Annotated in this window: 15 protein-coding genes; 11 read left to right on the top strand and 4 right to left on the bottom strand. The window is 67.4% G+C overall.

The features are described 5' to 3' along the window. Window positions 1-65: 65 nt before the first annotated feature. The 9 genes from BLS34_RS03510 to thiD all read left to right on the top strand — a co-directional run bounded on the left by BLS34_RS03510 (window position 66) and on the right by thiD (window position 11,107). Window positions 66-1,157 (top strand): energy transducer TonB, encoded by a 1,092-nt coding sequence (locus BLS34_RS03510; protein WP_093148217.1) that lies wholly within the window; start codon window positions 66-68, stop codon window positions 1,155-1,157. A 92-nt stretch (window positions 1,158-1,249) separates the two neighbouring features. Beyond that, window positions 1,250-2,593, top strand: coding sequence for a Tol-Pal system beta propeller repeat protein TolB (tolB, locus tag BLS34_RS03505; RefSeq protein ID WP_028793964.1), 1,344 nt, complete (start codon window positions 1,250-1,252; stop codon window positions 2,591-2,593). A 157-nt stretch (window positions 2,594-2,750) separates the two neighbouring features. Continuing rightward, complete coding sequence (gene pal / locus BLS34_RS03500; RefSeq protein ID WP_028793965.1) at window positions 2,751-3,254, top strand: peptidoglycan-associated lipoprotein Pal; 504 nt, start codon at window positions 2,751-2,753, stop codon at window positions 3,252-3,254. A 144-nt stretch (window positions 3,255-3,398) separates the two neighbouring features. Continuing rightward, window positions 3,399-4,391 (top strand): tol-pal system protein YbgF, encoded by a 993-nt coding sequence (gene ybgF / locus BLS34_RS03495; protein WP_051244420.1) that lies wholly within the window; start codon window positions 3,399-3,401, stop codon window positions 4,389-4,391. Then, on the top strand, window positions 4,289-5,782 hold the full coding sequence (gene tilS / locus BLS34_RS03490; protein WP_093148215.1) for a tRNA lysidine(34) synthetase TilS: 1,494 nt from the start codon (window positions 4,289-4,291) through the stop codon (window positions 5,780-5,782). The genes ybgF and tilS overlap by 103 nt, the downstream gene beginning before the upstream one ends. Further along, entirely contained in the window at window positions 5,779-7,704 is a 1,926-nt protein-coding gene (gene ftsH / locus BLS34_RS03485; RefSeq protein ID WP_028793966.1) for an ATP-dependent zinc metalloprotease FtsH, read from the top strand. The genes tilS and ftsH overlap by 4 nt, the downstream gene beginning before the upstream one ends. Before the next feature lie 41 nt (window positions 7,705-7,745). Then, the gene (gene folP, locus BLS34_RS03480; protein ID WP_093148213.1) at window positions 7,746-8,849 is read left to right on the top strand and encodes a dihydropteroate synthase; all 1,104 of its coding nucleotides are present in this window, start codon (window positions 7,746-7,748) and stop codon (window positions 8,847-8,849) included. Window positions 8,850-8,924: 75 nt separating this feature from the next. Continuing rightward, window positions 8,925-10,286 carry a phosphoglucosamine mutase gene (gene glmM, locus BLS34_RS03475; protein WP_028793968.1) on the top strand — a complete coding sequence of 454 codons (1,362 nt, stop codon included), beginning with the start codon at window positions 8,925-8,927 and terminating at the stop codon, window positions 10,284-10,286. A gap of 8 nt (window positions 10,287-10,294) precedes the next feature. Next, window positions 10,295-11,107 (top strand): bifunctional hydroxymethylpyrimidine kinase/phosphomethylpyrimidine kinase, encoded by an 813-nt coding sequence (gene thiD, locus BLS34_RS03470; protein WP_028793969.1) that lies wholly within the window; start codon window positions 10,295-10,297, stop codon window positions 11,105-11,107. A gap of 30 nt (window positions 11,108-11,137) precedes the next feature. Here thiD and ggpS read toward each other — a convergent pair whose 3' ends face one another. The 3 genes from ggpS to BLS34_RS03455 are packed head-to-tail and all read right to left on the bottom strand — an operon-like array spanning window position 11,138 to window position 14,534. Continuing rightward, complete coding sequence (gene ggpS, locus BLS34_RS03465) at window positions 11,138-12,664, bottom strand: glucosylglycerol-phosphate synthase (protein ID WP_051244429.1); 1,527 nt, start codon at window positions 12,662-12,664, stop codon at window positions 11,138-11,140. Next, window positions 12,661-13,416, bottom strand: a complete 756-nt coding sequence (locus BLS34_RS03460; protein ID WP_028793970.1) for an HAD-IIB family hydrolase — start codon at window positions 13,414-13,416, stop codon at window positions 12,661-12,663. Before BLS34_RS03460 ends, ggpS begins: the two co-directional genes overlap by 4 nt. Further along, a complete protein-coding gene (locus BLS34_RS03455; RefSeq protein WP_169400842.1) occupies window positions 13,413-14,534 on the bottom strand; it encodes an NAD(P)H-dependent glycerol-3-phosphate dehydrogenase in 1,122 nt (373 codons plus the stop codon). Before BLS34_RS03455 ends, BLS34_RS03460 begins: the two co-directional genes overlap by 4 nt. Before the next feature lie 205 nt (window positions 14,535-14,739). Between BLS34_RS03455 and gghA the strand changes: the two genes are divergently transcribed. Beyond that, the gene (gghA, locus tag BLS34_RS03450) at window positions 14,740-17,118 is read left to right on the top strand and encodes a glucosylglycerol hydrolase (protein WP_093148211.1); all 2,379 of its coding nucleotides are present in this window, start codon (window positions 14,740-14,742) and stop codon (window positions 17,116-17,118) included. Between the two features lie 9 nt (window positions 17,119-17,127). Here the strand turns inward: gghA and BLS34_RS03445 are convergent, their stop codons facing one another. Beyond that, on the bottom strand, window positions 17,128-20,688 hold the full coding sequence (locus BLS34_RS03445; RefSeq protein WP_093148208.1) for a glycosyltransferase: 3,561 nt from the start codon (window positions 20,686-20,688) through the stop codon (window positions 17,128-17,130). Between the two features lie 198 nt (window positions 20,689-20,886). Between BLS34_RS03445 and BLS34_RS03440 the strand changes: the two genes are divergently transcribed. Further along, entirely contained in the window at window positions 20,887-21,180 is a 294-nt protein-coding gene (locus tag BLS34_RS03440) for a hypothetical protein (RefSeq protein ID WP_038013942.1), read from the top strand. The last annotated feature ends 1 nt before the right edge of the window (window position 21,181 follow it).

Raw genomic sequence — 21,181 nt, 5'->3', positions numbered from 1 at the left:
GGTCCGCGGATGGACCTTGTCGTGCCGGACCGGTGACGGCCCAACGAGGAGCGTGACGAGCGAACATGAACGTGGCTCTGATCTTTTCGATCCTGCTGCACGCCGGAGTGCTGGCGCTGGCCGTTTTCGGCCTGCCGAAGCTTGCCCGCGAGGAGCTGATCGAGAACCGTCTGGTGGTCGTCGACGTGGTGACCGTCGCTGAGGTCACGAACGCGCCGCCTCCGGTGGAGAAGACCACGCCGGACAAGACGCCGCCGCCGCCGCCGGACTCCGCGTCCCAGCCGGATCGCACCCCGCCGCCGCCGCCCCCGCCGGCGGCCAAGCCGACACCGCCGCCGCCTCCGGCCCCGAAGGAGACCGCGAAGCCCGCGCCTGCTCCGGCGCCGACCCAGGCCGCCAAGGCCGCGCCGCCGCCCGAGCCGGCCCCGGCGGTGAAGGCCGAACCCGTGCCCGTGCCGTCGACCAAGCCGGAGCCGCCGAAGCCCGAGCCGGAAAAGCCGGAACCCATCCCCGTGGAGAAGCCCGAGCCGGACGTGCCCAAGCCGGAGGTGCCGAAGCCCGAGCAGCCCGAGGTCGCGAAGGTCGAGCGCGTCGAGGACCAGGCGCCGGCACCGGTCCCGGTCACCCGGCCGACCCCGCCGGAGCGCCCGAAGCAGGTCGCCGAGAAGGAAGCGCCGAAGACTCCTGAGAAGGAGGAGCCGGAGAAGAAGGCGGACAACTTCCTCAACGTGTTGAAGACGGTTCAGAACCTGAAGAAGGACGCGCCGAAGCCGGCGGCCGAGTCGCCGCCGTCGCCCGACTCGAAGACGACCGCACGCAATTCCAGCTTCGATCCGAACCAGAAGCTCTCGGTCTCGGAGATGGACGCGATCCGCCAGCAGATCAGCAGCTGCTGGCTGGTGCCGGCCGGCGCCAAGAACGCCGCCAACCTGGTGGTCGAGATCGAAGTCACGATGAATCCGGACCGCACCGTGCGGTCCTCCAAGGTGGTGGATACGTCGCGGATGCAGAACGATCCGTTCTACCGGTCCGCCGCCGAGTCCGCCCTGCGGGCACTGAAATCGCCGAACTGTTCCCCGCTGCAACTTCCGCCGGAGAAGTACGACACATGGAAAAACTTCACGATCACCTTCGATCCGAAGGACATGCTGTCATGACCGACAGCTCCGACGCCGCCCTGGCCGCGGTTCCCCTGTCGTCCGAACCGGTGACCGCGCCGCGTCCGCCGCGCCCGACCGTCGACGTCTCCATGTCACGGCGCGATCTGGCCCGCCTGTCGCTGGCCGGTCTGGTCGGCGCGGCCGGCGTCGGCGGGTTCGCCGCTCCGGCGCGCAGCGAGCTGCGGATCGACATCACACAGGGCCGGGTCGACCCGCTGCCCGTCGCCATCGCCGACTTCAAGGGCGAGGGCGTGGAGGCCACCCGGGTCGGCCGGACCATGACCGAGATCATCTCCTCGAATCTGGAGCGCTCGGGCCTGTTCAAGCCGATCAACCCCAAGGCGTTCATCCAGAGCGATCTCGATTTCGACACGCCGCCGCGATTTGGCGACTGGCGTCAGATCAGTGCCCAGGCCCTGGTTCACGGCCGGGTGACGATCCCCTCTCCGGGACAATATAGGATAGAATTTCGCCTATGGGATGTGTTCGCCGAACAATACATGACCGGCACTTCGCTGACGGCGATCGAGGAATCCCTGCGCCGGGCGGCGCACATCGTGTCGGACATGATCTACAAGCGGATCACCGGCGAGGACGGCTATTTCGACACCCGCTTCGTCTACATCGCCGAGAGCGGCCCGCAGAACCGGCGCAAGAAGCAGCTCGCCATCATGGATCAGGACGGGGCGAACCATAAGTTCCTGACCGATGGCAACACCCTGGTGCTGACCCCGCGCTTCTCGCCGACGGTGCAGGAGATCACCTATCTCGCCTATTACCAGAACCGGCCGCGGGTCTACATCTTCAACCTGGATTCCGGTCAGCAGGAGGTCCTGGGCGACTTCCCGGGCATGACCTTCGCGCCGCGCTTCTCGCCGGACGGAAACCGGGTGATCATGAGCCTGGCCAAGGACGGCGTGACCGACATCCACACCATGGACCTGCGCACCCGACGGGTGGCGCAGCTCACCAACACCCGCTCGATCGACACGTCGCCGACCTACGCGCCGGACGCCAGCCAGATCGTGTTCAACTCCGACCGCGGCGGCTCGCAGCAGCTCTACACGATGGCGGCCGACGGCTCGAACGTGAAGCGGATCAGCTTCGGCGACGGCCGCTATGCCACCCCGGTCTGGTCGCCGCGTGGCGATCTGATCGCGTTCACCAAGATCACCGGCGGCACCTTTCACATCGGTGTGATGCGGCCCGACGGGTCCGGCGAGCGCCTGCTCAGCCAGGGCTTCCTCGTGGAGGCGCCGAGCTGGTCGCCGAACGGGCGCGTTCTGGTGTATTTCAAGCAGACGCCGTCCGACCGGAGCGGCCGCGGTGGCACCTCAAAGTTGTACACGATCGACCTTACCGGCTATAACGAACGGGAGGTGATCACCCCCCTGGATGCATCCGATCCGGCGTGGAGCCCCTTGCTTCGCTAATCAATTAGAAGCTATAAGGAAAAACGCTCGTGGTCGGCTGTCGGGAAACTGTGCAGTCCGGCTCGACGAGTCCGGGCCCGGACAGGCCGGGTCATTTGGACCACGAGGGGGGCGGGGCGCCCGGCACCACAGAATTCTCCAGAGGGACACACCTATCATGCGCATCAAGTTTCTCAGCGTATTTGCTGCCGTCGCGCTGCTCGCCGCTTGCGAGACCGCACCCGACGAGTCGGCAAATACCGGTTCGGGCGGCAACGTGCAGCCGACCAGTTCCACCACGGCGACGGCCCCGACCGGTCCGGCTCCGGGTAGCGCCGAAGATTTTGTCGTCAATGTTGGCGATCGCGTCTTCTTCGACTTCGACAGCTCCGCTCTTGACGGCGAGGCCCGCACGACGCTTGAGCGTCAGGCGTTCTTCCTGCGCAAGTATCCAAGCACGTCGGTCACCATCGAGGGCCATTGCGACGAGCGTGGCACCCGCGAGTACAACCTGGCGCTTGGCGAGCGTCGCGCCTCCGCCGTCAAGGATTACATGGTTTCCCTCGGCATCGACCCGAGCCGTCTGAACACCATCTCCTACGGCAAGGAGCGTCCGGTGAACCCGGCGTCGACCGAGCAGGCCTGGGCCGAGAACCGCCGCGGCGTCACCGTCCTCAACTGACGGTTCGCGATCGCGTAATGGACGGCGGTGCCCAGACAGGGCGCCGCCGTTCTTTTTTGACCGGTTCGTTTTGGCGGAGCGGTTGCGGCGGCATTCTGGCCACCGCGCCATAATTCCGCCGCGAGCATCCTGGAGACTGGGACCATGATGCGCTTCGTAGTGTTGATCCTCCTCTTGTCCGCCGCCGTTCCGACGGTCGCCTCAGCTCAGCAGGACGTCAGCGGCCTGCTCAACCGGATGGCACGGCTTGAGCGGGAACTGGCCGATCTCCAGCGGTCGGTCTATGCCGGCGGCCAGCCGCCCGCCTCGGTCACGGCGAACCAGACCACCCAGCTCTCCCAGCCCGACGGTGTCGGCGGCTCGCCGCTGGCGCGGATCGAGATTCGGCTGCAGCAGATCGAGGCCGATCTGCGCCGGGTCACCGGCCGGGTCGAGGAACTGGGCTATCAGGTTCAGAACGTCTCCGACCGCATGGACCGAATGCAGACCGACACCGACATCCGCTTCCGCGAGTTGAGCGGCGATGCCGGTGCGGCATCCGGGCAGCAGGACGCCACCGGCCAGACCGGCCCGCGCACCGAGGCGACGCCGCCCGCCACTACCGGCGGATCGACGACGGGGCCGACCACCGGTGCGAAGCCGCAGGATCTCGGAACGCTCACGGGCAACGATCTCTCCACCCTGAAGGCGACCACGCCGCCGCCGAGCGACACGGCGGCCACCCAGACGGCGCTGCTGCCGGCGGACGCGTCCGTCGAGGACCAGTACAAGGCCGCCTTCGACCATCTCGTGAAACATGATCTGCCGACCGCCGAAGCGGCCTTCAAGGCGTTCCTTGAGGCCCATCCGGACGATCCCCTTGCCGGGAACGCCCAGTACTGGCTCGGCGAGACGTACTACGCGCGCGAACGCTACGAAGAGGCGGCCGTCGCGTTTCTGGGGGGCTACCAGAGCTATCCGAAAAGTCCAAAGGCGGCCGATAATCTTCTGAAGCTCGGCATGGCCTTGGCCCGGATCGACCGCAAGGAGGAGGCGTGCACGACCTTCGCCAAGCTCAACGAGGACTTCCCCAAGGCGCCCACCAACATCAAGCGCCGCATGATCAACGAGACCAAGGCACTGAACTGCGGCGGATAGTCTCGGCCGCCGGGGAGGAGACGGACCGGGCCGACGCCCCGCTGGATGAGCCGGACGGGATAGCCCTGCTGGACGCCGTCCTGCACGAGCAGCCGGATGCCCCGGACCGCCATGGACCGGTCGCGCTGGCCGTATCCGGCGGGCCCGACAGCACCGCCTTGCTGTATTTCGCCGATCGGTGGTCGCGGCTCCGGCAGCGGCCGCTGCTGGTCCTGACCGTGGACCATGGCCTGCGCCCCGAGGCCACGGCGGAGGCCGCCGAGGTGGCCCGGCGGGCGGCCGAGCTGGGGCATTCCCATCGGATACTCGCCTGGAACGGCCGCAAGCCCAGGGCGGGCCTTCAGGCCGCGGCCCGGGAGGCGCGGTTGGCGCTGCTGACGGAGGCCTGCCACGGCGCCGGTGCGACGACCCTGCTGCTGGCCCATCATCGCGACGACCAGGCCGAGACGGTGCTGCACCGCATAGACCGCGATACCGGTCCCGAGGGGCTGGCCAGCATGGCGCCGGTGACGTGGCGGGGAGGGATCAGGCTCGTCCGCCCGTTCCTGGCGCTGCCGAAGGAACGTCTGGTCGCGACCTGCCGCGTCGCCGGCCTCGCTTATGCCGAGGACCCCTCCAATGCCGACCCTCGGTTCACGCGGGCCGACCTGCGGCGGCTGCGGCCGGCCCTGGACGCGGTCGGCCTGACGGCGGACCGGCTGGCCCGTCTGGCGGAGGCCATGGGCTGTGCGCGCCGCGCCATGGACCGGGAGGTGCGGGGCTGGCTCGTGCGCCATGCGGTGATCCATCCCTGTGGCACCTGCAGGCTCGACCGCACCGCCCTGGACGCGGCGCCGCCGGACTTCACCGCGGCGATACTGCGCGCCGTGCTGCGGATAGCGGGCGCGGCGGGGTATCCGCCCGGCACGGCGGCGATGGCCGGGCTCATGGACTGGCTGGCGGACGAGGCAGCCGCCCGGCGTCGGACCCTGCGGGGATGCCTGCTCCAGATCGACGGCGACACCCTCACCGTGATGCGCGAGGAAGTGGCCTGCGCGCCGCCGCTGTGCATACCGGGCGGACAGACGGCCTGTTGGGACGGTCGCTTCCTCATACGCAACAAAACGGCGGCGCCGATAAATGTCGGACCCTGCGGGGCGGAGGGCTGGCGGCGGATCAAGCGTTTAGGTCTGGACGCGCGGCTTCCGGACGCCGCGCGCGCCCTCCCGCACCCGGCCAGACTCGCCTGGCCGATTGTGACTGACCTTGACGGGGTGGTTGCGCTCCCCCACCTTGTGCTTGGCGAACGGAGGGCGCCCGACTCGCATCAATTTGGGGTGGTGATCCACCTGCTGGCGACGCGTGAGCGACGGATCGATGGGCCGATGGCCAATGGAAGGCTGAAGACGTGAACAATTTCGGCAAGAATCTTGCTCTCTGGATCATTATCGGCGTCCTGCTCGTGGCGCTGTTCAACCTGTTCCAGGGATCCTCCCCGCGTACCGGCCTGCGCAGTCTCGCCTATTCGGACTTCCTGTCCGAAGTCGAGAGCGGGCGCGTGAACCAGGTCACCATCCAGGGCCAGCAGATCTCCGGCCGCTTCTCCGACGGCAGCACCTTCCAGACCTATGCGCCGCAGGATGCCGAGCTGGTCCCGAAACTGAACACCTCCGGCGTGCGCATCTCCGCGGCCCCGCCGGAAGAGGGCACTTCCGGGCTGTTCCAGATCCTGCTGAGCTGGTTCCCCATGCTGCTGTTCATCGCGGTGTGGATCTTCTTCATGCGCCAGATGCAGGGCGGCGGCGGCAAGGCCATGGGTTTCGGCAAGAGCCGCGCCCGGCTGCTGACCGAGAAGACCGGGCGCGTCACCTTCGACGACGTCGCCGGCATCGACGAGGCGAAATCCGAGCTGGAAGAGATCGTCGAGTTCCTGAAGGACCCGCAGCGCTTCCAGCGTCTGGGTGGCAAGATCCCCAAGGGCTGTCTGCTGGTGGGCCCTCCGGGTACCGGTAAGACGCTGCTGGCCCGCGCCATCGCCGGCGAAGCCAATGTGCCGTTCTTCACCATCTCGGGCTCCGATTTCGTCGAGATGTTCGTCGGCGTCGGCGCCAGTCGTGTCCGCGACATGTTCGAGCAGGGCAAGAAGAACGCCCCCTGCATCATCTTCATCGACGAGATCGATGCGGTCGGCCGCCATCGCGGCGCCGGCCTCGGCGGCGGCAACGACGAGCGCGAGCAGACCCTGAACCAGCTCCTGGTCGAGATGGACGGGTTCGAGGCGAACGAGGGCGTGATCCTGATCGCCGCGACCAACCGTCCGGACGTGCTCGACCCGGCGCTGCTGCGTCCGGGCCGCTTCGACCGCCAGATCGTCGTGCCGAACCCGGATATCCTGGGCCGCGAGAAGATCCTGAAGGTGCATATGCGCAAGGTGCCGCTCGGCCCCGACGTGGACGCGCGCACCATCGGCCGCGGCACCCCCGGTTTCTCCGGCGCCGACCTCGCCAACCTGGTCAACGAGGCCGCGCTGCTCGCCGCCCGCAAGGGCAAGCGCGTGGTCGGCATGGCCGAGTTCGAGGAAGCCAAGGACAAGGTCATGATGGGCTCGGAGCGCCGCTCCATGGTCATGACCGACGAGGAGAAGAAGCTGACCGCCTATCACGAGGCCGGTCACGCCATCGTCGCGCTGCACTGCCCGGACAGCGACCCGATCCACAAGGCGACCATCATCCCGCGCGGCCGTGCCCTGGGCATGGTCATGCGCCTGCCGGAAGGCGACCGGATCTCGCTCTCCAAGGCGAAGCTGGAAGCCGACCTGCGGGTCGGTTGTGGCGGCCGGATTGCCGAGGATCTGATCTTCGGTGCGGAGCGGATCACCACCGGTGCCTCCTCCGATATCCGCATGGTGACGGAAATGTCGCGCCGGATGATCACGGAATGGGGCATGAGCGACAAGCTCGGCTTCCTGGCATACTCCGCCGATCAGCAGGAGGTGTTCCTCGGCCATTCGGTGACCCAGCAGAAGAACGTCTCCGACGCGACCGCCAATGTGATCGACGAGGAGATCCGCCGGGTGACCGACGAGGCGTATGACGACGCCCGCCGGATCCTGGAAGAGAACATGGACGACCTGCACACCCTGGCGAAGGGCCTGCTGGAATACGAAAGCCTGTCGGGCGACGATATTCAGGAACTGCTGGCGAGCGGGACGATCGATCGCGGCGGCCGCGACGAGCCGTCCAAGCCGAGCGGCCCCGGCCGACGCGCCTCTGTGCCGACCGGCGGCACCGCGCCCGGTGGCGGCATGGAGCCCGATCCGCAACCCGGCGACTGACCTGCCCGGCTAGGGTCTGCCCACCGGAGAGGGTCTCTCCCATGACACTGCCCATCATTTTCGAGCCCGCGCCCAGGCGCGGGCTCTCGGTATCTGCCCTTCCACAGCCTGGATATGCCCGTCCCGCGGACCTGGTCTACGGTGCTTCCGCCGAGGCTGCGGTGGCGGCCGGCGACGGCCTGCCTTTGGCGGGCGGACCCATCGCCTTCCGGTCGCTCGATCTGATCCGCCGGGATGTCGACGCGGTGCGGCTGCAGACCGTGCCGGTGGCCGATCTCGATCCGGATATCTTGCCGTCCGGGCTGCTTGACCGCCTGACCGTGCCGCGTGACCCCGTCTGGAGCACGGACGGGCCGGCGATCATGGGGATCGTCAACGTTACCCCGGACAGCTTCTCCGACGGCGGCCGCTTCGCCTCGCGGGACGCCGCCATCGCCCAGGGCCGCCGGCTCGCCGAAGAAGGGGCGCGGATCCTCGACATCGGCGGGGAGTCCACCCGTCCGGGAGCAGCCGAGGTGTCGATCGACCAGGAGATCGACCGGGTCGTACCGGTGATCGAGGTGCTGGCGGGCGAGGGGCATTGCGTGTCCGTCGATACCCGCAAGGCGCCGGTGATGCGGGCGGCACTGGACGCCGGGGCGTCGATCGTCAACGACGTCTCCGCGCTGACCCACGATCCCGACGCTCCGGCGCTGCTGGCCGCCCGGAACTGTCCGGTCATTCTGATGCATATGCGCGGCGAGCCGGGAACGATGCAGGCCGACCCGCGTTACGAGTGCGCGCCGCTGGAGGTCTATGACGAGCTCCACGCCCGTCTGGCGGCGGCGGAGGCGGCGGGGATCGCCCGGGAGCGGCTTGTCGTCGATCCGGGCTTCGGGTTCGCCAAGACCGCGATCCACAACATACAGGTGACGGCCTGGCTGGCCCTGCTGCACGGGATGGGGAGGCCCGTATTGTTCGGTGGATCGCGCAAGAGCTCCATCGCGGTCCTGTCCCGCGGCGAGCCGGCCGATGACCGCTTGCCCGGGTCGCTGGCCCTGGCCCTGGCGGGCGCCGACCTGGGCGCCCAGACGGTGCGGGTACACGATGCGGCGGAGACGGCACAGGCTTTCGCTCTGCGGCGGGCGATCCTGCAGGAATGTTGAGCCCGACGCGTTAATCCCCTTTAAAGATGCAATACGTTATAAATGTCGAAACGATCGAAAGATTCTGAAGCGCCCATGGCCCGTACACTCTTTGGAACAGATGGCATCCGCGGCCGCGCCAATGCCGAGCCGATGACACCGGCGACCGCCATGGCCGTGGCCATGGCCGCCGGCGCCCGGTTCCGATCCGACCACGGCCGCCGCAACCTGGTTCTCATCGGCAAGGACACCCGGCTGTCGGGCTACATGATCGAGCCGGCGATGGTGGCGGGCTTCACCTCCATCGGTATGGACGTGGTGCTGGTCGGCCCGATGCCGACCCCGGCGGTGGCGATGCTGGTCCAATCCATGCGGGCGGATCTCGGCGTCATGATCTCCGCTTCGCACAATCCGTACTACGACAACGGCATCAAGCTGTTCGGCCCCGACGGCTACAAGCTGTCCGATGCGGTCGAGGCCGAGATCGAGGAGATGGTGGCCCGCTGGCAGACCCTGCCCCTGGCCGGTTCCGACGCGCTCGGCCGGGCTCGGCGCCTGGAAGACGAGCAGGGCCGCTACATCGAGGTGGTGAAGTCGACCTTTCCCCGCGACCTGCGCCTGGACGGCGTGAAGGTGGTGATCGACTGCGCCAACGGCGCCGCCTACCGGGCGGCCCCCCGCGTGCTGTTCGAACTCGGCGCCGAGGTCATCCCCATGGGAGTGTCGCCGGACGGCTTCAACATCAACGACGGCTGCGGCGCCACCGCGCCGGAAGCGATGATGGCCCGGGTCGAGGCCGAGGGCGCCGATGTGGGCATCGCGCTGGACGGCGACGCCGACCGGCTGATCCTGGCCGACGAGACCGGCCACAAGCTGGACGGCGACCAGATCCTCGGCCTGATCGGCGGCTCGTGGCTGGTGGACGGACGTCTCAGCGGCGGCGGCGTGGTCGCCACGGTGATGTCCAATCTCGGGCTGGAGCGCTATCTGAACGGCATCGGGCTGGAGCTGGTGCGCGCCAAGGTCGGCGACCGCTACGTGCTCGAGGCGATGCGCGAGGGCGGCTACAACGTCGGCGGCGAGCAGTCCGGGCATATGATCCTGTCGGACCACGGCACCACCGGCGACGGCCTCGCGGCGGCGCTGCAGGTGCTGGCCGCCATGAAGCGCGCGGACAAGCCGCTGTCCCAGGTCGCCCGCGTGTTCGAGCCGATGCCGCAGATCCTGCGCAACGTGCGTTTCGCCGGCGGCGATCCGCTGGCCACCGATCCGGTGAAGGCGGCGATCGAGGCGAGCAAGACGAAGCTGGGCGATGCCGGACGTCTGGTGATCCGCAAGTCGGGTACGGAGCCGCTTATCCGGGTCATGGCCCAGGGCGACGACGAAGGTGAAGTGGTGGCCGCGGTCGATCGGGTCGTGGACGCAATCGAGCAAACTGGAACCAGAGCGGCGGAGTGACAGCGGTCATGCCAAGGTCGATGCGAGGGCGTGTTCTGATTGCCGCCGGGTCCGATTCCGGCGGTGGGGCGGGTATTCAGGCGGATATCAAGGCGGTGACCGCGCTCGGCGGTTACGCGATGACCGCCGTCACGGCGCTGACGGCGCAGAACACGAAGGGTGTCTTCGGTGTCCATCCGGTGCCGATCCCGTTCCTGCGTCAGCAGCTCGACCTGCTGTTCGACGACCTCGGCGCCGATGTGATCAAGACCGGGATGCTGCATTCCGGGCCGGTGATCGACACGATCGTCGACGTGATCGAAGAGAAGGCCATGCATGTCCCGCTGGTGGTCGACCCGGTAATGGTCGCCAAGGGCGGCCATTCGCTGCTCGATCCGGATGCCATGCAGGTACTGAAGGCTCGGCTGATCCTGCGCGCCCATCTCCTGACGCCGAACCTGCCGGAGGCGGAGCTGCTGACCGGCATGACGATCAAGGACGTGGACGACATGCACCACGCCGCCGAGATGCTGCTGTCGCTCGGCCCGCCGGCGGTCCTGCTCAAGGGCGGGCATCTGTCGTCGGATACGGTGGTCGACCTGCTGGCGACGGAGGACGGCGTGCGCGCGTTCAAGAGCCCGCGCATCGCCGGCACCAGCACCCATGGCACCGGCTGCACCCTGGCTTCGGCCATCGCCACCGGCCTGGCGCAGGGTCTGGCGGTGGAGAAGGCGGTGGAACGGGCGCGGAAATACGTGACCACGGCGATCGCCACGGCACCGGGCTACGGCGCAGGGCACGGTCCGCTGAACCACGTCCATACGGTCAAGGAAAGCGCCTGAGCCGGTCGGAAGAGCCCGGCGCCGACGTATCTATTCGGCGGCGGCGGACTTCTTGTGGCTGACCGGCCGTCCGGCGCGGCTCTCCGCCAGTTCTTCGAAGCGTTGCATCGTATGCTGTGACCACTGCACGATGTCGTAGTGGCTCACGTTGCGGCGCATCATCTGCATGCGGGCGCGCTGCTCCTCCGGTTTCATGTCCAGCGCCTGGTCGATGGCGGCATCCATGAAACGCTCGGAATAGGGATTGGTCATCACCGCGTAGGGGAGCTGCACGGCGGCGCCCATGAACTCGGAGATCACCAGGCAACCCTGCTCGTCGATCCGGGCGGCGCAGTACTCCTTGCAGACCAGGTTCAGCCCGTCGCGCAGCGGCGTCAGCCAGCACACGTCGGCGGCGCGGAAATAGGCGATCAGGTCCTCCAGCGGTACCGCACCGGTGAACAGCATGATCGGCGTCCATTCGAAGGTGCCGAAGCGGCCGTTGATGCGGCCCACCAGGCCCTCGATCTCCTCCTGCACCCGGCGATAGACGGCCATGTTCTGGTTCGCCAGCACAGAGACGCACATCAGGCGGATCTCGCCGTGCAGGTCCTCGCGGCGCTCCAGCAACCGCTCGAAGGACTCCAGCATCTCCTTGGTGCCCTTGGTGTAGTCGGTGCGGGCCACGGAGACGATCAGGCGCTTGCCGGCGAGTTCTTCCTTGATCTCCGCCAGCTTGGTCTCGGTCGCCTCCGAGCGGGCGACCTCCTCGATGTAGTTGACGTTGGTGCCGACCGGGAAGGCGTCGATGTTCACGTGCTGGTCGTGATACTTGAGGCGCGTGATGATCGTCGGCTCGGACAGGGCCATGCCGCGGGGCGACATCCCGTCCTCCACCTCGATCTCCTCCTCGACGGAGACCTCGAACAGGGTGCGGGCGGCATTGGCGAAGTTCACCGCATAGCGCGGGATGTGGAAGCCCACCTGATCGCAATGCAGCAGGCTGTCCATGATCTCGTTGCGCCAGGGCAGGATGTTGAACACGTCGGGCGAGGGGAACGGCGTGTGGTGGAAGAACGAGATCCGCGCGTTCGGCTTCATCTGCCGCAGGTAGACCGGGACGAGCCACAGATTGTAGTCGTGAATCCAGATGATGGCGTCGTCGGCGGCCTGCTCGGCGGCGGCCTGGGCGAACAGGAAGTTCACCTCCTGGAAGGTCGGCCAGTCCACCGGGCCGTAATCGTAGGCGTCGACGAAGGAGTGCAGAATCGGCCAGAGCGCCTCCTTGGAGGTGACGGCGTAGAAGCTGTTCACCTGATCCGCGGTCAGGGCGAGGCGCGAGACGCTGTAGTCGCCGAAATCGTCGCTGATGGTGACCACCTGCTCCCAATCCGCCATCTCGCCGTATTCGCGGAGCTTCCAGGCGATCCAGGACCCGTGAGAGACCTCGCCGAAGAAGCTCTTCAGGGTCGGCACGATCCCGTTCGGGCTCTTGTTCGGCCGGAGTTCGATCTTTCCGTCGACCTCGACTTCCTCGTAAGGCTGACGATGGTAGACGATGACCAGATCGGATTTCATGCCGCTGCCCCCCGAAGGCTTGTCAGTGTTTCGATCACCTCGTGAATACCGGCGGCGCCATTGCCGCGGCTGATTGTGGTGTTCTCCAAGGACCTAACGCGCGAGACGAGGTCCGGTTCGCTGTTTGCGACCGCCACGCCGCGCAGCCCGGTCTCGAACAGCGACAGGTCGTTCATGGTGTCGCCGGCGACCAGCACGCGGTCCGGATCGATGTTCAGATGATCCACCAGCCGCAGAAGGGTCGGACCCTTGCTCACGCCCTTGGGCAGCACGTCCAGATAGGTGCCGGCCGAGGTCAGGCAGTCGAAGCCCGCCGCCTCGATGCGCTCGGCCACCGCCGGGTCGTACCGGTCCGGATCGTAGTAGTAGCTGACGCGGTAGCGGAACGGTGTCGGCTGCAGGTCCAGCCAGTCCACATCGGCCAGCATCTCGCGGACCCGGTCGCCGGCATCGCCCCAGCGCCGGGCGATATCGGCCTCAAGTTCGGGCACGGTATCGAAATCCGCACCCTGGACGATGGTGGTGCCCACATCGCCGATCACGAAGTCCGGCTTCGGCACCCAGCCGTCGCCGGTCAGTTCACGGATGAAGGGGATGTCGCGGCCGGTGACGAAGACCAGGGACACCCGATCGCGGTTCGCGTCGATCGTGGCGTAGAGCCTGGACCGCTCCTCGTCGGTGCCGCCGAGGAAGGTGCCGTCCAGATCGGTCGCCAGGACGACGTCCGCCTTGCTGGGGTCGGTCCGGGTCATGGCAGCATCTCCGATACGTAGTCCTCGACGTCGTCTTCGTTCCCGTGCGGGATGGTGATGTTCATCGCCGCCGGCTCGGCCTTGAGCGGACGTTCCATCAGGCGGCCGATGGCCTCGGAGATCTCCACGCCGTCGGCGACGATGGAGCGCACCGCCTCGCAGATCGGCATCTCCACGCCCAGCTTGCGGGCGAGGTCGGTGACGGAGACGGCGTTGACCACGCCTTCCACCACGCTGCGGCGGTTGCTGAGCAGATCCTCCTGACGCTGGCGCTCGCCGAGCGCCTTGCCGAAGGACATGTTGCGCGACTGTTCCGAAGAGCAGGTCAGCGCGAGGTCGCCCATGCCGGACAGGCCGGTGACGGTCTCCCGCCGGCCGCCCAGGGCCTGGGCCAGGGTCTTCATCTCGTCCAGGCCGCGGGTGATCAGCGCGGCCCAGGTATTGGCACCGAAGCCCGACCCGCTGGCGATGCCGCAGGCGATGGCGATCACGTTCTTCACCGCGCCGCCGACCTCGACGCCGATCAGGTCGTCGGAGATGTAGGGGCGGAAGGAGGGGGTGGCCAGGGCCAGGGACAGCCGTGTGGCGAGACCGTCCTGCGGGTTCTCCGCGGCATCGGCCGAGGCGATGGTCACCGCCGTCGGATGGCCGCCGGCGACCTCGGAGGCGAAACTGGGACCGGAGAGCACGGCGATCGGCCGGCCGGGCATGGCCTCGGCCACCACGGTGGTCATCAGCTTGCCGCTCTCGCGTTCCACGCCCTTGCTGGCCAGGACCACGGGGACGCCTGGGGCGGCAACGGCATGCACGCGCTCGCCGATATCGCGAATGGCCTGGGAGGGAACGACCAGCAGGATCGCGTCGGCACCGGCCACGGCTTCGGCCATGTCGGAGGTCGCGCTCACCGCGTCGGGGATGTCGTAGCCCGGCAGCAGTTGGGCGTTGATACGGTCGCGGTTGATGGCGGCGGACAGGGCCGGATCGCGGGCCCAGAGAGTGACCTCGGCGCCGGCGCGGGCGGCGGTGATGGCAAGCGCGGTGCCCCAGGCACCGGCGCCGATCACGGCGAATTTCTTGATCGCCAGGGCGTCGTTCTTGTCGGAGGGGAACGCGTTCATATCGGGTATGGGGGCATCTCCAAGGATATCATTCAACCCTTCTAACATGCACCGCAGCGCGGAATGATCAAGGGTTGACGCCTGGTTTCGGCTCCCCAGTTGCTGCGGTGCAGCACTGTCCGGGTTGATCCCCCGGCACTCTCCCGGTTAGCACTATGCTGGTCCAGCGGGGCATCCTTACCACTTTGAAGAGGAAGGAATCGCGATGACGACCGCGGTCACTCAGAACGAAGAACGGACACGGGAGCTGGTGGCGTGGTGCCGCAACGCGCTCGACACCTCGGCCACCCATTTCGATGCCGGTCTTCAGATCGCCCGCGGTCTCGGCGCCCATAAGCGCGATGGTCTGTGCGAAGTCGGATTCTGGGCGCCGGAGCTGCTCGACCGCCGGGTTCCGGACGGCGACATCTTCCTGGAGGTGCTGGAGCCGGAGGAGCCGGTCGACCTGACCGTCTCGCGCCAGACCCTGAGGATGCAGCGCCAGCTCGTTCCGATCGGCCGCTGCGAGGCGTTCTGTTTCGCCGCGGTGGAGGGCATGCGGGCCGGCACGCGCGACGAGATCGGCTCGTTCTACGCGCTCGCCTGGCGCGACGACGACGGCTGGCACCGCATCCTCGACCCGCTGGCCGCCTCGCTGCCGTTCGGCGTCTTTGCGCCGGCCGAGTACTATGACATCGTGGCGATGCAGGCGCAGCGCGGCGACCGGGCCTATTTCGAAAGCCTGCCGGAGGGCGACCCGGTCAAGCTCGGGCCTCCGGTGAACATCCTGCAGATCCACGTGGCCACGGCGACGGCCGGCGGCACCCTGGCCAGCCTGACCCGCCGGTACGAACACCTCGCCGAGCGCGTGCGCATGAAGCTGCCGGTGGAGCCGGCGGACCGGATCTTCCTCGGCTATGATGGGGTTCAGCTGCTCCCGGTGGAGCCGACCACGGTGTTCGAGACCGGTCCGGACTTCTGGGAGGAGATCGCGGACGCGGATCCCGACGATGACAGCGTCACCGTCGAGCTGCACCGTCCGAACACCACCAACTGGGGCTACGACATCGTCATCGCCGGCATGGGAGCGGTGAACCCGGCGATCCTGGAGACGGGACGGCCGGACGAACTGGTCGACCTCGCCGCCGTGCTGCACACCTTCCCGGGCGGGCCGAAGAAGCTGGTCTTCGACGTGGTCTTCGGCCACAGCGACAACCAGGGCCTGAAGGCGCTGAACCACCACTATTTCGCCGGCCCGAACATGTACGGGCAGAATCTCAACTACCGCAACGGCATCGTGCGCGCCGTGCTGCTGGAGATGCAGCGGCGCAAGGCGAATTTCGGCGCCGACGGCATCCGGGTCGACGGCGCCCAGGACTTCACCTACTGGGACAGCAATACCGAACAGGTCGTGCATGACGACGAGTACCTGCAGTCCATGTCCGACGTGGTGCAGGAGGTGGCGGGGCGCCGCTACCGGCCCTGGTTCGTGTTCGAGGACGGTCGCCCCTGGCCGCAGGAGGACTGGGAACTGTCCTCGACCTACCGCGCGGTGATCGACGCCCAGCGCGACGACGACGTGTTCCAGTGGGGGCCGCTGACCTTCGCCCACAACACGCCGTTCCTGTACACGTTCTGGCTGTCCAAGTGGTGGCGGATCCGCGAGATCATGGAGCATGGCGCGCACTGGATCTCGGGGTGCGCCAATCACGACACCCTGCGCCGCGGCACCCAGATCAACCCCAAGCTCAACGTCAATACCCGCCTGGGCGACACGCGGATGGAGATCCTCGACAAGGCCTATGACAATCCGGCCGTCTCGCTGATCACCTACGGCGTGTTCCCCGGCGTGCCGATGGACTTTCTCAACGCGTCGGCGCGGGCGAGCTGGGGCTTCATCCGCAACCAGGACGACCAGTACGGGGTCAAGGTGGTGGCCGAGGAGGCGATCTCGCTGAAATGGCAGGTCGACAACTACTCCTACTCGGTGCCGATGGCGTTCCGCCGGCTGAAGGCCATGGGCTTCGAGGACCGGGACAGCCTGGTGCGCTTCATGGAGTTCCTGCCCGCCCTGGTCGAGGTCACCGGCTACGACCTGGACGTCATCGCCACGCTGCTGAACCAGGTCGACCCGCCGCTCGCCGGCCCGGCGCCGTTCACCGTGCCGATCCTGAAGGAGATCGCCCGGGCCTGGATGGACGACATGCACGACTACTGCAACGTGTCGGGCTACGAGGCGGCGCTGAGCGAGAGCCAGACCGCGTTCAACCTGGGTCTTCGGGCGTTCCGCCATGCCCGCCCGTGGCTGCGCGACAATCTGCGGCCCGAGGATGTCTACGAGTATCGCGAACCGGTGGACGGCCGGGTGCTGTTCGGCACGCTGCGCCATGGCCCGGACGGCGAGCAGGTCTTCGCCATCGCCCATCTGGAAGGCGGGGCGATGGAGGATTTCGACCCGCTCACCCTGCCGATCAAAGGTCTGGCGGGAGACGGTTGGAACGTCGCCCTGCGCACCCCGCCGATCGGCGGGGACTACATCGGCGGGCCGATCACCCTGTCGGACAGCATGGGCGTGCTCTACACCCGCAGCGCCGACCGGCGCTGATGGGGGCGATCAGGCGGATTCCGACCGGTCCTCGCTATCCTCGTCGCCGGGCTCCCAGGGCTTGGGCACCCGCGGCGGGATGGCGAAGGTCGGGGTCTCCTGATCCAGGCTGAGGTTCGGATTGAAATAGGGGTCGGCGTCGAGCGCGTCGCCCCATTTGTTCCGCATCCACATCATCTCGCCGCGGAAGCGGTCGCGCTTCTCGGCGGTGTCCTCCAGGCCGCGCGACACCGACTCGTGGTGGTACAGCTCGGCATAGGGGGTGAGCACGATGCGATGCCCGGCGGCGCGGATCTTCAGGCAGAAGTCCACGTCGTTGAACGCCACCTTCAGCTCGTTCTCGTTCATGCCACCGATCTGCCTGTAGATCTTCTTGGTGGTCAGTAGGCAGGCGGCCGTGGCGGCGGAGACGTTGTGGATCAGCTGGGCGCGGCTGAAATAGCCTGGAGCCTCGCGCGGCAGATGCTTGTCGAAATGCCCGGCGACGCCGCCGATGCCGGTAGTCACGCCCATATGCTGGACGGTGTCGTTGGGATAGTAGAGCTTCGCGCCGACCGCGCCGACGCCCGGCCGTTGGATCTGGCGCACCATCTCCTCCAGCCAGCCGTCGTCGATCGGCTCGATGTCGTTGTTCAGCAACAGCAGCAGCGGGCCCTTGGCCTGCTCGGCGGCGCGGTTGTTCAGCCGGGAGAAGTTGAACGGCTCGTCGTCGCGCAGGACGGTGATCCGGTCGTCCTTCTGAATCTCGGCGAAGTATTCCAGCGTCTCCGCCTTCTGCGAGCCGTTGTCGACGACGATCAGGTCCCAGTTCGGATAGCCGGTCTTCTCCAGCAGCCCGGTGACGACCATCCGCATCATGTCGACCCGGTCGCGGGTCGGCACGATGACGGTGACGTGGGGCTTGCGGGTCGGCAGGGCCGGGCGCACCCGGTGGCTCAGCCCGTCGCGGCCGGCGACGACCTCGGCCTTCACGCCGCTGCGCTCCAGGTGTTCGGCGATCGCCTTGCGGGCCCGCTCGTACGGATAGGTCTTCTCGCCGGTGCCCAGCGCCACGCTGCCGGCAACCATGCGCCAGTGGTACAGCACCGCCGGAATGTGGCGCACCCGCTCCGGACTGGTCTGCTCCAGCACCCGCAGGGCCAGATCGTAGTCCTGGCTGCCCTCGAAGCCTTCGCGGAAGCGGCCGGCCTTCTCGACCAGCGTGCGGCGGTAGACCCCGAGATGGTTGAGCATGTTCTGCGACAGGAACAGTTCCGGCGACCAGTCGGGCTTGAAGTAGGGATCGGAGACCCGTCCTTCCTCGTCGATCTTGTCCTCGTCGGAGTACAGGATGTCGGCGTCGGGATCGGCCTCCAGGCTCGCGGCCATCCAGTACAGCGCGTCCTCGGTCAGCTCGTCGTCATGGTCGAGCAGGGCGATCCATTCGCCGGTGGCGACCTCCAAGGCGGAGTTGCTGGCGGCCGAGATATGGCCGTTGGTCTCGCGGAAGACGACCTTGATGCGCGGGTCCTGCGCGGCATAGCGCTCCAGCATTCCCCGGGTTTCCGGGCTCTTGGAACCGTCATCGGCGATGCACAGCTCCCAGGCGTCGTAGAGCTGCGCCTTCACGCTTTCGATCGCCTTCTCCAGCAGGGCCGGCGGCGTCTCGTAGGTCGGCATGACCACGGAGAAGACCGGCCTGGTCGCCATACGCGCGACATGGGTCCGGATCGCCGCCCGGTCGCTGTCGGTGAGCGCGTAGAACATGTCGCGCCAGTCGTCATAGGTCTCGATCGGCTTGGGCAGCTTCTTGATCAGGAACTCCTTGAGTCCCTGGACGCCGCCGCGGCGCAGGTTGCCGAAGATCGGGCGGATGCCCTCCTGGGAATAGGCGTTGGCGATCAACACCCGCAGCAGTTCCAGGCGGCTAATCTCCCGCGCCCGGATCGGCCCCATCTCGAACCGGCCCTTCCAGCTGATCGGGTCGAGGCGCAGGCCCTTCACGTCGTCGGGCAGCCGCACGAAGCAGGTGACCGTCTCGCCCTTGGTCACCGGCAGCCGCTTGCGGTCGATCTCCGAGGTGCCGGCTCCGAGATCCGCGAACAGGGACGGGGCGGCGATCTTGTCGGCCTTGATGCAGTAAGTGAGTTCGACCCACCCGCTCGGCATCCGGCCGCGGCTGGAGCGCAGCACCATGATCGAGAACGTGTCGGTCGCTTCCCAGACATCGCCCTCGACATGGTCCATGCGAAACAGCTCGCCGGGGGTGAGCGTGTGGGTCACCCGGCGCAGACGTCGCACCCAGTTGCCGACCTTGCGCATCGGCGCGGTGATGCGCCAGGACGTGGAGCCTTCCAGGGCGGCGATATGGTCCTGAAGCTCAGTGCGGGCGGCCGCCAGATTGTGGATGTGGCCGTCGCGGGTCTTCACCTCCTGCTGAAGGTCGTCGATGTCGTCGCGCAGTTCGTCGATCGTTCCGTTGAGGCTCTCGATCACATCGTTGCGGTCGATGATCGTCCGGTCGCGCTCGGCGATCTGGCGTTCGCGCTCGGCGATCCTGAAATCGCGTTCGGCCACCCGGCCGTCGCGTTCCTGCACGCTGTCGTCGAGCAGTCGGATGCGGCCGTCGCGGGTCTCGATCTCTTCGCGCAGGCGCAGTTCGCGCCCCGCCCAGTCGGCGAAGGTGTCGTCGAAATAGTACGAGGCGCGGTCGATCTCGTCCTGAACCTCCCGGGCCGCCGCCAGGGCGGTCTCCCGGTCGCCGTCATCGGCCAGGCGCACCGCGTCGTAGACCCGGCCGACCCAGGCGGCGAGTGCCGGCTCGCTCTTCAGAACATCGTCGTCCAGCGCATGATGACGCAGCCCGACATCGAGGAACCCGTCGATCTCGGCGCCGACGCCGTCCATTCGCCCGGCGAAGCCCAGGTGCAGGTCGCCGTCCACCCGGTTCATCTCGTCGCGCCAGCCGGCCATCAGCCGGTCGAAGCTGGCCCAGGACTGGGGCGCGCCGTCGCTGGCGGTCAGGGACTCGATCTGATGGCGCAGCCACAGCATCAGCGCCCGGCCGCGGGGCATGGCGTCGCGGCGCTCCAGGGAGCGGGCGATTTCCAGCGGGTGCCGCAGCATGTGCAGCACGGTCATCCGCACCCCCCGCGCCGCCAGCATCTCGCGCCAGAGAGGCAGCAGGCGGCACATGCGGGGATCCTTCACCCCCCACAGCGCCGCACCGGAGAACTCGGCGTCCAGAATCGCTTCCAGGTCGCTGCGGGCGGCCAGGGTCGCCGGATGCGTCAGCCAGTCCCGGGGCATGGCGCGCGGGTCGTCCCATCGCATTCCCAGATCGGCCAGGAGCCGGTCGTGGCGGGTGACGACGCCCTGATGTTCCCAGAATCCGCGTTCGTTGTTGCCTTCCGCCGCCTCCATGAGGTCGGTGCCCAGCTCGACGCCGAGGAGGTTGACCACACGCGTCAGGGCGGAGGTGCCGCTGCGGTGCATGCCGAGAACCAGCAGGGCGGTCGAAGCGACCTTGTCATGTCGGGGAGTATTCCCGCTCTCCTCATCGGCGGCGGGCGTGTGGGGTGTTGAAGGCATCGGCGATCCGGACAATTGGCTTCCAGTCTCCGTCGGGCGACTGAGGATTTGCAACAATTCCCGTTTCGTAACACACTCCGGAGCGGGCGTGGGGATGACAATTCCCTTTTAATGGATGTGCTGGTTTGGCTATAAGCCAAGACAGCCAAATCGGCCCCCATCCATGATGCGGCCACCATAGCGATTGCGGACGACACAATGGGTAAATATCTCGACGATCTTTGGAACGACCTGGAGAAGACCTGGGATCTCGCCATGGAGATCAACGACCTTCCCGAGGCGGACCGGAGCGATGTTGCTGCCGCTTGGGAGAAGTTCAAAGGCTCGGACCTGGTCGACGCCGCCCGAACCGAGACTGAATCCGGCGAGACCAAGCCGCCGGTCAAGGTGTTCTGCACGAACATCTACGGCATTCAGTACAACAGCGAGACGAAGTACTGGATCCCCTTCCGGCATGGCGATATCGATCTCGCGAAGTTTACGGAAGATTGAA

Source organism: Thalassobaculum litoreum DSM 18839, assembly GCF_900102465.1.
Classification (GTDB): Bacteria; Pseudomonadota; Alphaproteobacteria; order Thalassobaculales; family Thalassobaculaceae; genus Thalassobaculum; species Thalassobaculum litoreum.
This window is presented reverse-complemented; position numbering and strand designations above follow the sequence as displayed.

Bases quoted from the DNA above. Each gene is read 5' to 3' on its own strand.
- BLS34_RS03510 (WP_093148217.1), top strand. From the start codon at position 66: ATGAACGTGGCTCTGATCTTTTCGATCCTGCTGCACGCCGGAGTGCTG.
- tolB (WP_028793964.1), top strand. From the start codon at position 1,250: ATGTCACGGCGCGATCTGGCCCGCCTGTCGCTGGCCGGTCTGGTCGGC.
- pal (WP_028793965.1), top strand. From the start codon at position 2,751: ATGCGCATCAAGTTTCTCAGCGTATTTGCTGCCGTCGCGCTGCTCGCC.
- ybgF (WP_051244420.1), top strand. From the start codon at position 3,399: ATGATGCGCTTCGTAGTGTTGATCCTCCTCTTGTCCGCCGCCGTTCCG.
- folP (WP_093148213.1), top strand. From the start codon at position 7,746: ATGACACTGCCCATCATTTTCGAGCCCGCGCCCAGGCGCGGGCTCTCG.
- glmM (WP_028793968.1), top strand. From the start codon at position 8,925: ATGGCCCGTACACTCTTTGGAACAGATGGCATCCGCGGCCGCGCCAAT.
- thiD (WP_028793969.1), top strand. From the start codon at position 10,295: ATGCCAAGGTCGATGCGAGGGCGTGTTCTGATTGCCGCCGGGTCCGAT.
- ggpS (WP_051244429.1), bottom strand. From the start codon at position 12,664: ATGAAATCCGATCTGGTCATCGTCTACCATCGTCAGCCTTACGAGGAA.
- BLS34_RS03460 (WP_028793970.1), bottom strand. From the start codon at position 13,416: ATGACCCGGACCGACCCCAGCAAGGCGGACGTCGTCCTGGCGACCGAT.
- BLS34_RS03455 (WP_169400842.1), bottom strand. From the start codon at position 14,534: ATGAACGCGTTCCCCTCCGACAAGAACGACGCCCTGGCGATCAAGAAA.
- gghA (WP_093148211.1), top strand. From the start codon at position 14,740: ATGACGACCGCGGTCACTCAGAACGAAGAACGGACACGGGAGCTGGTG.
- BLS34_RS03445 (WP_093148208.1), bottom strand. From the start codon at position 20,688: ATGCCTTCAACACCCCACACGCCCGCCGCCGATGAGGAGAGCGGGAAT.
- BLS34_RS03440 (WP_038013942.1), top strand. From the start codon at position 20,887: ATGGGTAAATATCTCGACGATCTTTGGAACGACCTGGAGAAGACCTGG.